At 63.4% G+C, this 13,682-nt stretch carries 14 protein-coding genes; 7 read left to right on the top strand and 7 right to left on the bottom strand.

What is annotated here, in order from left to right; all coding sequences use genetic code 11:
- Positions 1–35 precede the first annotated feature (35 nt).
- From O3298_RS09660 to O3298_RS09645, 4 genes are read left to right on the top strand one after another with little or no spacing between them, the layout of a single operon-like run.
- Complete coding sequence (locus O3298_RS09660; RefSeq protein ID WP_305059133.1) at positions 36–764, top strand: nucleotidyltransferase domain-containing protein; 729 nt, start codon at positions 36–38, stop codon at positions 762–764.
- On the top strand, positions 761–1,684 hold the full coding sequence (locus O3298_RS09655) for a TIGR04222 domain-containing membrane protein (protein ID WP_305059132.1): 924 nt from the start codon (positions 761–763) through the stop codon (positions 1,682–1,684). The genes O3298_RS09660 and O3298_RS09655 overlap by 4 nt, the downstream gene beginning before the upstream one ends.
- Positions 1,674–2,528: a DUF692 family multinuclear iron-containing protein gene (locus tag O3298_RS09650; protein WP_305059131.1), complete on the top strand. Its 855-nt coding sequence runs from the start codon at positions 1,674–1,676 to the stop codon at positions 2,526–2,528. The genes O3298_RS09655 and O3298_RS09650 overlap by 11 nt, the downstream gene beginning before the upstream one ends.
- A complete protein-coding gene (locus tag O3298_RS09645) occupies positions 2,525–2,782 on the top strand; it encodes a hypothetical protein (protein ID WP_305059130.1) in 258 nt (85 codons plus the stop codon). Before O3298_RS09650 ends, O3298_RS09645 begins: the two co-directional genes overlap by 4 nt.
- Before the next feature lie 7 nt (positions 2,783–2,789).
- Here the strand turns inward: O3298_RS09645 and O3298_RS09640 are convergent, their stop codons facing one another.
- On the bottom strand, positions 2,790–4,679 hold the full coding sequence (locus tag O3298_RS09640; RefSeq protein ID WP_305059129.1) for a serine hydrolase: 1,890 nt from the start codon (positions 4,677–4,679) through the stop codon (positions 2,790–2,792).
- An 86-nt stretch (positions 4,680–4,765) separates the two neighbouring features.
- Between O3298_RS09640 and O3298_RS09635 the strand changes: the two genes are divergently transcribed.
- On the top strand, positions 4,766–5,128 hold the full coding sequence (locus O3298_RS09635) for a hypothetical protein (protein ID WP_289897546.1): 363 nt from the start codon (positions 4,766–4,768) through the stop codon (positions 5,126–5,128).
- A 39-nt stretch (positions 5,129–5,167) separates the two neighbouring features.
- Here the strand turns inward: O3298_RS09635 and O3298_RS09630 are convergent, their stop codons facing one another.
- From O3298_RS09630 to phaC, 4 genes are all read right to left on the bottom strand, one after another.
- Complete coding sequence (locus tag O3298_RS09630) at positions 5,168–6,334, bottom strand: cystathionine beta-lyase (RefSeq protein ID WP_289904700.1); 1,167 nt, start codon at positions 6,332–6,334, stop codon at positions 5,168–5,170.
- A 210-nt stretch (positions 6,335–6,544) separates the two neighbouring features.
- Positions 6,545–7,900: a 30S ribosomal protein S12 methylthiotransferase RimO gene (gene rimO, locus O3298_RS09625; RefSeq protein ID WP_176389289.1), complete on the bottom strand. Its 1,356-nt coding sequence runs from the start codon at positions 7,898–7,900 to the stop codon at positions 6,545–6,547.
- A 194-nt stretch (positions 7,901–8,094) separates the two neighbouring features.
- Positions 8,095–8,658, bottom strand: a complete 564-nt coding sequence (gene phaR, locus O3298_RS09620) for a polyhydroxyalkanoate synthesis repressor PhaR (protein WP_010399000.1) — start codon at positions 8,656–8,658, stop codon at positions 8,095–8,097.
- A gap of 225 nt (positions 8,659–8,883) precedes the next feature.
- A complete protein-coding gene (gene phaC / locus O3298_RS09615; RefSeq protein ID WP_305059128.1) occupies positions 8,884–10,629 on the bottom strand; it encodes a class I poly(R)-hydroxyalkanoic acid synthase in 1,746 nt (581 codons plus the stop codon).
- An 82-nt stretch (positions 10,630–10,711) separates the two neighbouring features.
- On the opposite strand from phaC, the gene O3298_RS09610 reads away from it, so the two are divergent.
- Positions 10,712–10,945 (top strand): hypothetical protein, encoded by a 234-nt coding sequence (locus tag O3298_RS09610; RefSeq protein WP_306558479.1) that lies wholly within the window; start codon positions 10,712–10,714, stop codon positions 10,943–10,945.
- A gap of 16 nt (positions 10,946–10,961) precedes the next feature.
- Here the strand turns inward: O3298_RS09610 and pgeF are convergent, their stop codons facing one another.
- Entirely contained in the window at positions 10,962–11,747 is a 786-nt protein-coding gene (gene pgeF / locus O3298_RS09605; protein WP_305059127.1) for a peptidoglycan editing factor PgeF, read from the bottom strand.
- The gene (locus O3298_RS09600; RefSeq protein WP_099667537.1) at positions 11,747–12,772 is read right to left on the bottom strand and encodes an RluA family pseudouridine synthase; all 1,026 of its coding nucleotides are present in this window, start codon (positions 12,770–12,772) and stop codon (positions 11,747–11,749) included. Before O3298_RS09600 ends, pgeF begins: the two co-directional genes overlap by 1 nt.
- 89 nt (positions 12,773–12,861) lie before the next feature.
- Between O3298_RS09600 and O3298_RS09595 the strand changes: the two genes are divergently transcribed.
- On the top strand, positions 12,862–13,665 hold the full coding sequence (locus O3298_RS09595; protein ID WP_289904697.1) for an outer membrane protein assembly factor BamD: 804 nt from the start codon (positions 12,862–12,864) through the stop codon (positions 13,663–13,665).
- Positions 13,666–13,682 lie beyond the last annotated feature (17 nt).

Genomic DNA, 13,682 nt, shown 5'->3' with positions numbered 1-13,682 from the left:
GCGCATCCTGCCAACCCATCGTGAAAGAACACCGCATGCCGCCACCGTTGCCAGAAGAGATACAACGCCACCTGGACGTGTTTGTCGCCGCCGCGCAAAGCACCTTTGGTGACGACCTTGCCGCCGCCGTGCTGTTTGGCTCGGCCGCCGATGGCCAGGTGCGCGCCACCTCCGACGTCAACCTGCTGTTGCTGCTCAAGCGCTTTGCGCCGCAGACGGCCGATGCGCTGCGCGGGCCCTTGCGCCTGGCGCACGCCGCCATCGATTTGCAGGTGATGTTCCTGCTCGAGGGCGAATTGACGCAGGCCGCCGACGCCTTTGCCGTCAAGTTCGCCGACATCATCGCGCGCCACCAGGTGCTGCATGGCGTCGACCCTTTCGCCAGCCTGCGCACGAACCGCGACGCCGTGCTGCGGCGCTTGCGGCAAGTGCTGCTGAACCAGCAGGTGCGCATGCGCGAACGGTATCTGCTATTGAGCCTGAATGAAGAACAGCTGGCCGGCGCCATCGCCGACGCAGCCGGCCCCCTGCGCTCGTCCGCGGCGTCGCTGGCGCAGCTGGAGGGCAAGTCCGGGCTGTCAGGCAAGCAGGCGCTCGAAGCGTTTGTCGACCAGCTGGGCGAGCCAGCCCTGCACGCGGCCCTGCAAGCCATGTCGGCGGCGCGCGAAACGGCGCGCCTGGCGCCGGGGCAGGCCTTGCCCGCCTTTGCGGGCTTGATGACGATTACCGAACACTTGCGCGAACACGCGGAGCAGATGCGGTGAACGGCGCCAATCCGTTCGACTGGAGCGGGCCCTGGTTCCTGCTCGCCTACCTGGTCTTTGGCATGCTCGTGTACTACCTGGCGCGCGAGCTGCTGATACGCATGGAATTGCGCAATCCGCACGCCCAGCTGTCGCTGGCCGATGACCCATACCGCATCGCCTTCCTGCGCGGCGGCGCCCTCGAAGCCGTGAAAGTCGCCACCATCGTGCTGGTCGACCGCGGCTTGCTGCGCGCCGACGGCCCGCTGCTGGAAACGGCCAGCGCCGACAGCCTGCGCTTCGCCAGCCATGACATCGAACGCGACGTGCTGCAGCTGTACCTGGGCCGCCAGGGCCACAGCAAGGAACTGGCAGTACAAGCCGAGATGCTGCCCTCGTGCCGCGCCTACCTGGAGACCTTGACGCAGCAGCAATTGCTGGTCGGCCCGCCGCTGCTGCGCCGGCGCGAACGCATCACCTGGACGGCGCACTGGCTGCTGCTGACGGTGGCCGCCGTCAAGGCCGTCATCGCCATCAGCCGCCAGCACTACAACCTGCTGTTCCTGGCGCTGCTGCTGGCGATCTTCCTGCTCATGCTGCGCGGCTTGCGCACCCAGCCGACCAGCTGGAGCGCGCAGCGGCTACTGACCGACCTGCGCATGCTGTTTGGCCGGCTGAACATGCGTTCATCGCGCCTGCAGGCGGGCAGCAGCAGCGCCGACATGGCCCTGCTGGCGGCCATCTTCGGCCTCGGCGCCCTGCCGCCGTCGGTGTACGCGTATGTCACCCAGCTGTACCCGGTGCCGCGGCAAAACGGCGGCGGCGACTCCTCGTCCGGCAGCTCGGGCGACTCCGGCGGCGGCTCGTCGGGCGGCGGCGACGGTTCTTCCTGCGGCAGCGGCTGCGGCGGTTGCGGCGGTGGCGGCGGCTGTGGCAGCTAGCCAGGGGACCACGCGCGACCGCGTCGGCCTGGGCTGGCGCGGCGAACTGGCAGCCGGCATCCTGTCCAACCTGGCGCACATCGACGTGCTGGAAGTAATCGCCGACGATTATTACCACGCCGCGCGCGCCGGCATCGCCGCCTTGCGCAGCCTGGCGCGCCAGGTGCCCGTCAGCCTGCACGGCGTGGGCATGGGGCTGGCGTCGACGATACCCGCCGATCCGCGCCGCCTGCATGCGATGGCGCGCCTGATGAAGGAGGTGCAAGCGGAATCGTGGTCCGAGCACCTGAGTTTCGTGCGCGCCGGCGGCGTGGAAATCGGCCACCTGGCGGCGCCGCCGCGCACGCCGCACAGCGCTGCCGGCGCCATCGCCAATATCGCGCTGGCCACGCGCATCGTCGGCAGCGCGCCGCTGATGGAAAACATCGCCACCCTGGTCCAGCCGCCCGCCAGCACGCTGGACGAAGCCGAGTGGCTGACGCACATCCTTGACGGCGCGCAAGTGCCGCTGCTGCTGGACCTGCATAATCTGTATGCGAACGCCGTCAATTTCGGGCATGACCCGGAGCAACTGCTGCTGCGCCTGCCCCTGGACAGGGTCGGCGCCGTGCACCTGAGCGGCGGCCACTGGATCGACGCGCCCGGCGGCGGCCAGCGCCTGCTGGACGACCATCTGCACGACGTGCCGCCCGCCGTCTTCGCCCTGTTGACCGTGCTGGCGCGCCAGGCGCCGCAACCGTTGACAGTGATCGTCGAACGCGACGGCAATTACCCGTCGTTCGAGCATGTGCTGGACCAGCTGGAGCTGGCGCGCGCGGCCTTGCGCGCGGGGCGAAACGCATGAGTTCCCCCGCACTGGAAACCTATCTGGCAAGGCTGTACACGGACGACGCCCTGCGTGCCGCCTTCCTGCTGGAACCCCGTGCACACGCGTTGCGGCATGGCTTGTCGCCGCAGGAGGCGGACGCGATGGCGGCGATGGACCGCATCGGCCTGCACATGGCGGCGGCCAGCTATCGCGCCAAGCGGGCCGGGCATGGCAGCCAGCCCAGGCCAGCGCAACGCTGGTGGCGCCGGCTGCTGCACGCCTGGCGCTGAGCGCCGGCTACAGGTGCCACAGGCGCAGCGGCAGCAATCCCCACCAGGCCAGCACCAGCAGCAGTTGCAAGGCCGCCAGCAAGGCCACCCAATCCCATTTTGCCCACGAACCCGCCTCGGCCGCCGTGCCGCGGCTGCGCCAGCAGCGCGCCAGACCGAACGCCGTCGCCAGCGGCAGCGCGCCCGTCGCCAGCGCCTGCAGCACGCTGGCGATGGTGACGTCGCCCAGGCGCAGGTAGGACTGGAAATAAAAGAACGGCAGCGGCAGGAGCAGCGCCAGCAGCGACAGCAAGGGCGCGAACAGGTGGTCGCCCCGCCCCAGGCTGCGCAGCGCGGCGCGCCAGACGCCGACCACCAGCACATACAACAAGCCCGCCGCGCCCAGGGCCAGGCTGCCCCACAGCACCAGCATGCGCAGCATCGACGCGCGCTCATAGCTGCGCAAGCCGTCGCTGAGCACATGCTTGCCATCCTCCTGCATCAGCACGTGCGACGGCGTGCTGCGGTCGCTGGCGCGGAACAGCAAGCCGCCCACCGGTTCCAGCTCCTTCGGCTCGCCCTGAAACGGGATCAGGAACAGCGATTCGCCATCCCATTTCAGGCGCGTAAAGCCGAAGACGGCGTCGACCCAGGCCATGCTGGCCATGGGACTGGGCGACGGCACGTAGACGCCCTGCCAGTTTTCCACCGTGGGCGCGGGCGTGCCGCGCGGGGCCGGCGCGCGCAGCGGCAGTTCCAGGTCGCGCAGCAGCAAGCGGTTGAAGCGTTCATAGTCGGCCTGCTCCGCATCCGTATTGAAGGCCACGAAGAAGGCGCTGTCCTGCTCCGGATACAGGCACAGCATGGCGCGGAAACCCACGGCCGTGCCCGGATGGCAGGCGCCCACCACATTGTGGCGGTCGCGCACGGCCAGCACCAGGCCGTGGCCCGTGGCCAGGCCCGCCTGCGCCGCATCCGTGCCGGCCGGCTCGGACAAGGCGCCCATCAGCGCCAGGTCGATGAAGCGCTTGCCCTGCAGCTTGCCGTCGCCCATCAGGAATTGCGCCAGCTTGCCCATGTCGGCCGCCGTGGTGGTAAATTGCGCGGCCGGACGCAAATACTGGGGCACGGCCGGCTGCGCCACGCCATGCTCGAAGTAGCCCATGGCCAGGCGCGGATCAGCCTGCGCACCCGCCTGCGTACTCATTTGAGTGCTCACTTGCGTAACGAAGGCGAACGTGCTGTCCGCCATGCCCAGCGGCTGCAGCAGCTGCGCATCGAGATAGCGCTCATACGGCTGGCCCGTGATTTTCTCGATCACCATGCCCAGCAAGCCATAGCCCATGTTCGAATACGCATAGCGGCTGCCGGGCCGGGCGCGCACGCGCAGCAGGTTGCGGTCGCCGTCAAAAGCGTCGACCAGCGGCGTCTGCGGCGCCGGGTTCAGGCTGAACGCCTGCCAGAAGCGCACATTGTCGAGGCCGGACGTATGTGCCAGCAGGTGGCGGATGCGCACGGGGTCGCTGGCTTGCCACGGGTTTTTCAGCGCCAGTTCCGGCAGCACCTGCTGCAGGGGCGTGTCGAGCGTGAGCCGGTCTTCGCTGACCAGGCGCAAGACGCCCAGCGCCAGCGCCACCTTGCCCACGGAACCCACCTGCATGCGCGTGTCCGCCTGCATGGGCATGCGCCTGGCGGTATCGCGCAGGCCGGACGCGCCGACTTTGACTGTTCCGTCAGGCAAGACTTCACTCCAGACGGCGCCCGCCAGGCCCTCTTCCTTCAAGCCGGCGGCAAACTCCGTCTCCAGCGGGGCGCCGGCGGCGTGGGCCGCCGAGGCGCACAGCAGCAAGGCCGGCAAAGCCTGGCGCAGCCATGACCTGGCGCGCGCGGCCAGGGTGGGATAGCGATTTCGTTTCAACAATGTATTCTGCCTTTTTCCATGGACTGCGCTCCTGCTCCGCTTTGCTTGTTACAATTAAAAATTGAGCAACGACGGGAGCCTTCATGTCACAAGATATTATTTTGGATACCCAACTCCAGCAGACCAAGAACCTGGCCTGGTGGTTGTACCTGATACATGGCGCCAGCTTCGTGTTTTCGCTGGGCGCGTTTTCCTTCATTCCGCTCATCATCAATTATGTGAAGCGGGACGAGGCGGCCGGGACCTTCGTGTACAGCCATCACAGCTGGATGATCCGTTCCTTCTGGTGGTACGTGGCCTGGATCGTCGTCGGCGCCATCCTGTGGATCACGCTGATCGGCATCCCGCTGGCCTTCCTCGTATGGGGCGTGGCCTGGCTGTGGAAAGCCTACCGCCTGCTGCGCGGCTTCCTCGACTTGAACAACAACAAGCCCGTGCCCCTGTAAATTACTTGTGGGCAAGCCATCGTGCTTGCCCGCTTGCCGCTACATCGCCGCGAACGCCCGTTCGATATCGGCGATCAGATCCTGCGGATCTTCCAGTCCCACGTTCAGGCGCACCAACTGGCCCGGCAATTGCCAGCCCTTGCGCATGGCGGCGATGCGGTACGGCATCACCAGGCTGTTCGCGCCGCCCCAGCTGTAGCCAATCTTGAACAACTGCAAGGCATCGACGAAGCGGTCCGTCTGCGCCTCCGTGTAGCGGGCATCGAACAGCACGGAAAACAGGCCGCCCGCGCCCGTGAAATCGCGCTGCCAGATGGCGTGGCCCGGGCAATCTTCGAAGGCCGGATGCAGCACCGTGGCGATCTCGCTGCGCCCCTTGAGCCAGGCGGCCACAGTGCGCGCGCCCTGGTCGTGGGCGTCGAAGCGCAATTTCATCGTGGGCAAGCCGCGCAGCACCAGGTAGGCATCGTCCGCCCCCACGCCCATGCCCAGACGCATGTGCGCCTGCGCCAGGCGGTCGTGCAGCGCCCGCTCGCGCGTGATCAGCGCGCCCATCAGCACGTCCGAGCCGCCCGACTGGTATTTCGTCAGCGCCTGCATGATGATGTCCACGCCCAGGTCAAAGCCGCGCAGGGCCAGGCCGGCCGACCAGGTATTGTCCAGGGCGACGAGCACGCCGCGCGCATGGGCGGCCGCGCAAATGGCAGGCAAGTCCGGCACTTCCATCGTCACGGAGCCAGGCGCTTCCGTCCAGATCAGCTTGGTATTGTGCTGGATCAAGCCCGCGATGCCGGCGCCGATGAGCGGATCGTAATAGCGGGCCGTGATGCCGAAATCCTGCGCCAGCCAGCGGCCCAGTTCGCGGTTCGGGTTGTAGATGTTTTCCGGCAATAAAACGTCATCGCCCGTTTTCAGCAGGGCAAAGTCCGCCATGGCGATGGCCGCCAGGCCGGACGGCGCCAGCAGGCAGTATTTGCCCCCTTCGATCTCGGCCAGCCGCGCTTCCAGGGTGAAGGTGGTGGGCGTGCCGTGCAAGCCGTAGGTGTAGGCGTTCTTTTCTTTCCAGTCGCCCGAGCGCATGGCCGCCACGTCCTTGAACAGCACGGTCGAAGCATGATGGATGGCGTTGGGAAACGCCGCAAAGCCTTGCGGCGCCTGGTAATCGCTGTGGATCAGCGCCGTCTGGGGGGATTTGGGTGTGGTCATGGCGTCGTCGGCAAATAAAAAAGGCGGGCCAGTCTGTGCTGGTCCGCCTTGATTGTAAGGGCTTTACGCCCTGTACGCCGTACGTATGACAGAGTGTTACACCTTGTCAGATATCATCTTCACCGCGTAAAAACGTTCAGGCCAAGGCGCGCTGCCGCAGGCAGTACCTTACTGTACGGCAAGGCAGCGCAACGCCGGCATGGACGTTTTTTACTCGGCAGCGCCCCACAGGTCGTGCGCGTCGGCCGAGGTGATGGTCACGTCGACGAACTGGCCGACAGCCAGCTTGCGGTGCGGCTCGAATGGCGGCTTCACATACACGACGCCGTCGATTTCCGGCGCGTCGGCGGACGAGCGGCCCACGCCGCCGGAGCGGGTGACTTCATCGATCAGCACGCGCACGGTCTTGCCGACCTTGGCTTGCAGGCGTTTCTTGGAAATTTCTTCCTGCAGCAGCATGACGCGGCCGCGGCGCTCTTCGCGCAGCTCTTCCGGCACGGGATTGGCGATTTCGTTGGCGGTCGCGCCTTCGACAGGCGAATACGCGAAGCAGCCGAGGCGGTCGATCTGCGCTTCCTTGAGGAAGTCCAGCAAGTACTCGAATTCCGCTTCCGTTTCGCCAGGGAAACCGGCGATAAAGGTCGAGCGGATGGTCAGGTCCGGGTTGATGGCGCGCCAAGCCTGGATGCGGTCCAGGTTTTTCTCGCCGCTGGCCGGACGCTTCATGCGTTTGAGCACGTCAGGGTGCGCATGCTGCATCGGAATGTCCAGATATGGCAGGATGTGGCCGCCGCTCATCATCGGGATGATCTGGTCCACGTGCGGGTATGGATACACGTAATGCAAGCGCACCCAGGCGCCGTAGGACTTGGCCAGTTCGCCCAGCGCTTCCGTCAGTTGCGTCATGTGGGTCTTCACGGGACGGCCATTCCAGAAGCCGGAACGGAATTTCACGTCCACGCCATACGCCGAGGTATCTTGCGAAATGACCAGCAATTCCTTGACGCCGGCCTTGAACAGGTTTTCCGCTTCGATCATCAATTCGCCGATCGGACGCGAAACGAGGTCGCCGCGCATGGACGGGATGATGCAGAAGCTGCAGCGGTGGTTGCAGCCTTCGGAAATTTTCAGGTAGGCGTAATGCTTGGGTGTCAGCTTGACGCCTTGCGGCGGCACCAGGTCGAGGAAAGGCGCATGCGGTTTCGGCAGGTGGAAGTGGACGGAGTCCATCACTTCGGCCAGCGCGTGCGGGCCCGTGACGGACAGCACTTTCGGGTGCACCTTCATGATGATGTCGTCGCCGGCAGCATCTTTCTTGGCGCCCAGGCAGCCGGTCACGATCACTTTGCCGTTTTCAGCCAGCGCTTCGCCGATGGCGTCGAGCGACTCTTGCACGGCAGCATCGATAAAACCGCAGGTATTGACGATCACCAGATCGGCGCCAGCGTAGGATTTCGCCGTTTCGTAGCCTTCGGCGCGCAGTTGGGTCAGGATTTGTTCGGAGTCGACCAGCGCTTTCGGGCAGCCGAGCGAGACAAAGCCCACTTTCGGCGCCGCACCTGGCATGGCCAGCATGGCCTCGGGCTGGGCGGAAGGAACGGGAATACGGTGAATTTCAGACATAGTTGGCAGCTAGTAAAATGGTGAGGCGAATCGGCTATTGTACCCCGAGCCGCCCCTTGCTGGCAGAACTATGCTGTTTTGATGACGCCAATACAACTCCCGGGCAAGCGAATCGCCCGGTGAGTGTGTCGGATCGATTACTTTTTGTCGGTTGGAGGTACCGGCGGCACGAACGGGAAGGTGCCGAACAGATTCTTGCTCTGGCTCTGCATCTGTTCCTGCATCTGCACGAACAGGCTCTTGCTCTGGTCGATGTAGTTGTTCATCATGCCTTGCATCATCGGGCCCTGGACATTCATGAACTGGGTCCACATTTCAGGGCTGAAGGGCTTGCCTTCGAAACTGCCGGCCGACGTGCCCGTGAATTTGTGCTGGATATCGGTGAACGCTTGCACGTTCTTTTCCAGGTAGGATCCCATCATGCCCTGCATGGCGTGGCCATAGTAGCGGATGATCTGCGACAACACGCTGCTCGAGAACATGGGCGCGCCATTCGCTTCCTCTTCCAAAATGATTTGCAGCAAGATGCTGCGCGTCAAATCTTCATTGGATTTGGCATCGACGACGGTAAACACCTCATTGTCCAACACCAACTGCTTGACGTCCGTCAAGGTGATGTAGGAACTGGTTTGCGTGTCATACAGACGGCGGTTGGGATATTTTTTAATCAGGCGGTCTATACTTTTTTTTGCACTACTCATCACAAGTTCCACTTATTGCGCCGCAGCGCATACTGAGTTAATCCGAAAAAAAAGCGAACGTGGGTCCGCTTTCGCACCTGCCTACGTTTTCCATTATAGAGTGGAAAACGGCTCCATTGCACATCAGGGTAGTAGATTCCCGCATTTATTGCAACGCAACTAAAAGTAGATTCCTGACAAGACCGGAGATTACGCCGGTCTTGCCAGGCCAGAAGCTTTTGTAAACTAGTCCGCCCTGACTTTAACATACCGCCCCGGCGCCGGCTCGATTGCCGCGTGGCGTTTGTTGCCCGGCTTGCCCGGCGCCTTCACCTGCGCGCCGCCGTGTTCGGCCAGGAAAGCCGCCCATTCGGGCCACCAGCTGCCCACGTGCTCGGTCGCGCCTTCCATCCACTGTTCGGCCGTCAAGGGCTTGGCTTTCGCCGCGCGTGCGCCTTTGCCCGCGTCATTGCTCCAGTAGCTGCGCTTTTTCTTCGAGGCAGGATTGATCACGCCGGCGATATGGCCCGAGGCGCCGAGGATGAAGCGGTTGGCTTTCGGCTTTTTCGGATTCAGCACGGCCGTGCTGGCGTACGCCGCGCCCCAGGGCACGATATGGTCTTCGCGCGAACCGTAGATGAAGGCGGGCGCGTCGATGCTGCTCAAGTCGACCTTTTCGCCGGCCACCGTCAGCTTGCCCGGCACTTTCAGGCTGTTTTCCAGGTAGGTGTTGCGCAGATACCAGCAAAACATGGGGCCCGGCAAGCCCGTGCCGTCGCCATTCCAGTACAGCAAGTCGAACGCGGGCGGTTCCTTGCCCTTCAGGTAATTCGACTGCACGTAGTTCCACACGAGGTCGTTCGGTCGCAGGCTCGAAAAAGTGCTGCCCAGGTCGCGGCCCGACATCAGGCCGCCCTTGGCCAGCGTCTGCTCGCGCAGCGCCACTTGCGGCTCGTCGATAAAGACGTCGAGCGCGCCCGTGTCGCAGAAATCGAGGAAGGTGGTCAGCAAGGTCAGGCTGGCGGCCGGATTCTCGCCCCGCGCCTTGAGCACGGCCAGCGCCGTCGAGACGATGGTGCCGCCCACGCAAAAGCCGAACATATTGAGCTTGTCCTGGCCGGAAATGTCCTGCGTGACCTGAATCGCTTCGATCACGCCTTGCTCGACGTAATCGTCCCACGTCAGGTGCTGCATGCTCAGGTCCGGATTGCGCCAGGACATCAGGAACACGGTATTGCCCTGCTCCACCGCATAGCGCACGAGCGAGTTTTCTGGCTGCAAGTCAAGGATATAGAATTTATTGATGCACGGCGGCACCATTAGCAGCGGCCGCTGGTGTACCGTGGCCGTCGTCGGCGTGTACTGGATCAGCTGGAACAGCGCGTTCTCGAACACCACCGTGCCCGGCGTGGTGGCCACGTTGCGGCCCACTTCGAAGGCCGATTCGTCGGACTGCGAAATGCGGCCCTTGCCCATGTCGGCCAGCATGTTGCTCAAGCCCTTGGCCAGGCTTTCACCCTTGGTCTCGATCAGGGTTTGCTGCGCGTCGGGATTGGTGGCAAGAAAATTGGCGGGCGACATGGCGTCGACGATTTGCTGTACGGCAAACGCAATCTTTTGCTTCTGGTGCGGCGTCGCTTCCACGGCGTCGGCCATGGCGCTGAGAAATTCGGCGTTCAGCAGGTAGGCCGCCGCATTGAAGGCAGACAGGGGGCTGGCGTGCCAGGCGGGCGCGGAGAAACGGCGGTCTTTCAATTCCGGCGCCTTGCCGGCCATAAAGTCTGCCCACAAGCCCGTCAGCTTGGCCACGTAGGCATTTTTCAGTTGCTCGATCGCTTCCGGCTTGATGCTGGCACCCGCATCCTGCAAAATGCCGGCAATCGGATTGCCGGCGGGCTGCGGTACCATGTTGAACCACGTCTTCCACTGTTCAGGATTGCTGATCTGCGCCATCCATTCCTTGGTCATCATTTGAGGATCGGGCATGTTCATAGCTATATAAATCCATTCAAGAATTGATAAATAATTACTTCCGGGCCACCTGCATGCAAACTCTTACTGACTGCCAATACCAATGATGCTCATGACCGCTGTTGCCTGGATCTATGTCGTCGGCCTCATGGCGCTGACGGAACCGTCCATCGTCGCCGGGGTGATGACCTTCGTGCTGTACTGCGTCATCCCGCTGTCCATCCTATTCTATCTGACGGGCTCAAGGAGACGCAAACGCAAGGCGGCGCGCATCGCGGAACTGCAGGCCCGCGCGCTGGCCTCAGCAGACGATAAAACAAAAACGGCAGACACATAAGTGTCTGCCGTGCAGATTATTTGCGCCAGATCAAGCTGGCCTGTCTTCCCGTGACGCCATCGCGCCGGTACGAGTAAAACTGCGCCGCATCGCTGACGGTGCAATATTCCCCGCCCGCCACTTGCGCCACGCCATCGCGCAGCAGCATGGTGCGCGCCAGCGCATAGATGTCGGCCAGGTACTTGCCCGGCTTGCCAGCGATGGCGACGAAGGAAGCGCTCAACACTTGCCGCTCGACATCATCGCGCGCGCCGTCTTGAAACGCTTGCAGCACGTCGTGTCCCACTTCGAATTGCTGTGGACCAATTGCCGGCCCCAGCCAGGCGAGGATGTCCGTCGCGCCCTGCGCGCGCATGCTGTCCACCGTGCGCTGCAAGACGCCGTTGGCCAGGCCGCGCCAGCCCGCGTGGGCCGCGCCGACGACGCGGCCATCCGTCGAACAAAACAATACTGGCAGGCAATCGGCCGTCATCACCACGCACACGGCGCCCGCCTGCGTGGCGATGCTGGCGTCGGCGTCCGGCACGCAGCCGTCCAGCTTGCCGGCATCGGCGACGGCCACGCCGTGCACCTGCGACAGCCAGGCGGGCTCGGCAGGCAAGACGCCAGCCAGCCGCGCGCGGTTGGCCGCCACGTGCGCGGCCTCGTCGCCCACGTGCGTACCCAGGTTCAAGCCACCGCAGCCCTGCCCGTCACCATACGGGCCCTGGCTGACGCCGCCCGCGCGCACGGTCGCCAGCGCGCCCACGTTCGCGGGCAGGCCGGGCCAATGGGGAGTGATATAAGGCAAGGCAGCCGTCATCAGACCTGTTCCGGCTCGGGAATGCCGGCCGTGGCGATCAGTTGGGCGAAATCATCGGCCAGCGGCACGATCCACTCGCACGCTTCCAGGGTGCCCGGATGCACGAGGCCCAGGCGGCGCGCCTGCAGCGCCTGGCGCGAGAAGACGGACACCAGATGCTGCTTGCCGTACACATAATCACCGACCAGCGCAAAACCCAGATGCTGCATGTGCACGCGGATCTGGTGCGTGCGGCCAGTTTCCAGGCGGCATTGCATCAGGCTCACGGGACGGCGGTCGAGTTCGCCGCTGCCGATCAATTCATAGTGCGTGATGGCGGGCTTGGCCGTAAAGTTTTCCGAGACGGCCATCTTGACGCGGTCGCGCGGGTGGCGCGCGATGGATGCATCGATGGTGCCTGCAGCCTTTGGCGTACCCCACACGAGCGCGAAATATTCGCGCTTGACGGTGCGTGCCTGCAATTGGCGCACCAGGTCCGTTTGCGAAGCGAGGGTCTTGCCGACCACCATCAGGCCGCTCGTATCCTTGTCCAGGCGGTGCACGATGCCGGCGCGCGGCACGCCCGCCAGCTGCGGGCAGTGGTGCAGCAGGCCGTTGAGCAGGGTACCCGACCAGTTGCCGGGACCCGGATGCACGACCAGTCCGGCCGGTTTGTTGATGACGATGATATGCTCATCTTCGTGCACGATGTTCAATTCCATCGCTTCCGGCTTAAAAGCCTCGTCTTCCGGCGCGCTTTGCGGCAGAATGACGATCTTCTCGTCGCCGTAGGCGGTCATGTTGCGTTTGGCAACTTTTCCATCGACGGTCACGAAACCGGCTTCCAGCCACAATTGCAAGCGGCTGCGCGAGTATTGCGGCACCAGCTGGGCGATGACTTTATCGAGGCGGTGGCCGCAGGCGTCCGGCGTCAGTTCCAATGTAATCGGGGCCATTTCCTCGAAGACGTCGTCGGCGGCAAAATCGCCGTCAAACGCCTCTTCGGCAACATGGTCAGAAAGGGAGTCAAACGCGGGGTCAGCCAAATTAGGCTTCGGAGTTAATATCACAGCATTCCCATCGGCTATAATCAGCCTATTGTAAAATCTTGGTTAAAACCTTCTTGCAAAACGTCATGCAAAAAAAATTATCGTTGGTAGTCGCTTCAGTCGTTCTGCTCGGCATGTCCGCTTGCAGCTTGTTGCCTGAAAAAGTGGATGAGACCAAAAACTGGTCCGTTACGAAATTATACTCGGAGGCGCGTGAAGAAATGGCCGGGCAGCACTATGAAGCTGCAATCGGCCTGTTCCAGAAGCTGGAGGCTAACTATCCTTTCGGCAACTATGCTCTGCAAGCGCAGATGGAGATCGCTTACGCGTATTATAAGTCGGGAGACCAGGCTCAGGCACTGGCTGCCGTCGAACGCTTCATCAAGTTGCATCCGAACCACGCCAATGTGGACTATATGTACTACTTGCGGGGCCTGATCAGCTTTAACGACCAGATCAGCTTCCTGAACTTCCTGTACGAGCAAGATCCGACCGAGCGCGATCCGAAAGCCACGCGCGAAGCGTTTGCCGCCTTCAAGCAACTGGTCGACAAGTTTCCAAATAGCAAATACGCGCCCGATTCGCTGGCCCGCATGAACTATTTGATCGATGCCATGGCGAAATACGAAGTGCACGTGGCGCGCTATTACTACCGCCGCGGCGCCTATCTGGCCGCCGCCAACCGCGCGCAAACGACGGTCAGCGACTTTGCCGCTTCGCCGGCCATCGAAGAAGCGCTGTTCATCATGTACCGCTCGTATGACAAGCTGGGCTTGACCGACTTGCGCGACGATGCCTTGCGCGTGCTGACCAAGAACTACCCGAACACGGCATTCCTCAGCCCGGAAGGGGTGAACAGGGAACGCAAGTGGTGGAAATTCTGGCAGTAAGATAAGAAAAAACCGGG

It is taken from the genome of Janthinobacterium sp. SUN137, from assembly GCF_030587265.1.
Classification (GTDB): domain Bacteria; phylum Pseudomonadota; class Gammaproteobacteria; order Burkholderiales; family Burkholderiaceae_D; genus Janthinobacterium; species Janthinobacterium kumbetense.
This window is presented reverse-complemented; position numbering and strand designations above follow the sequence as displayed.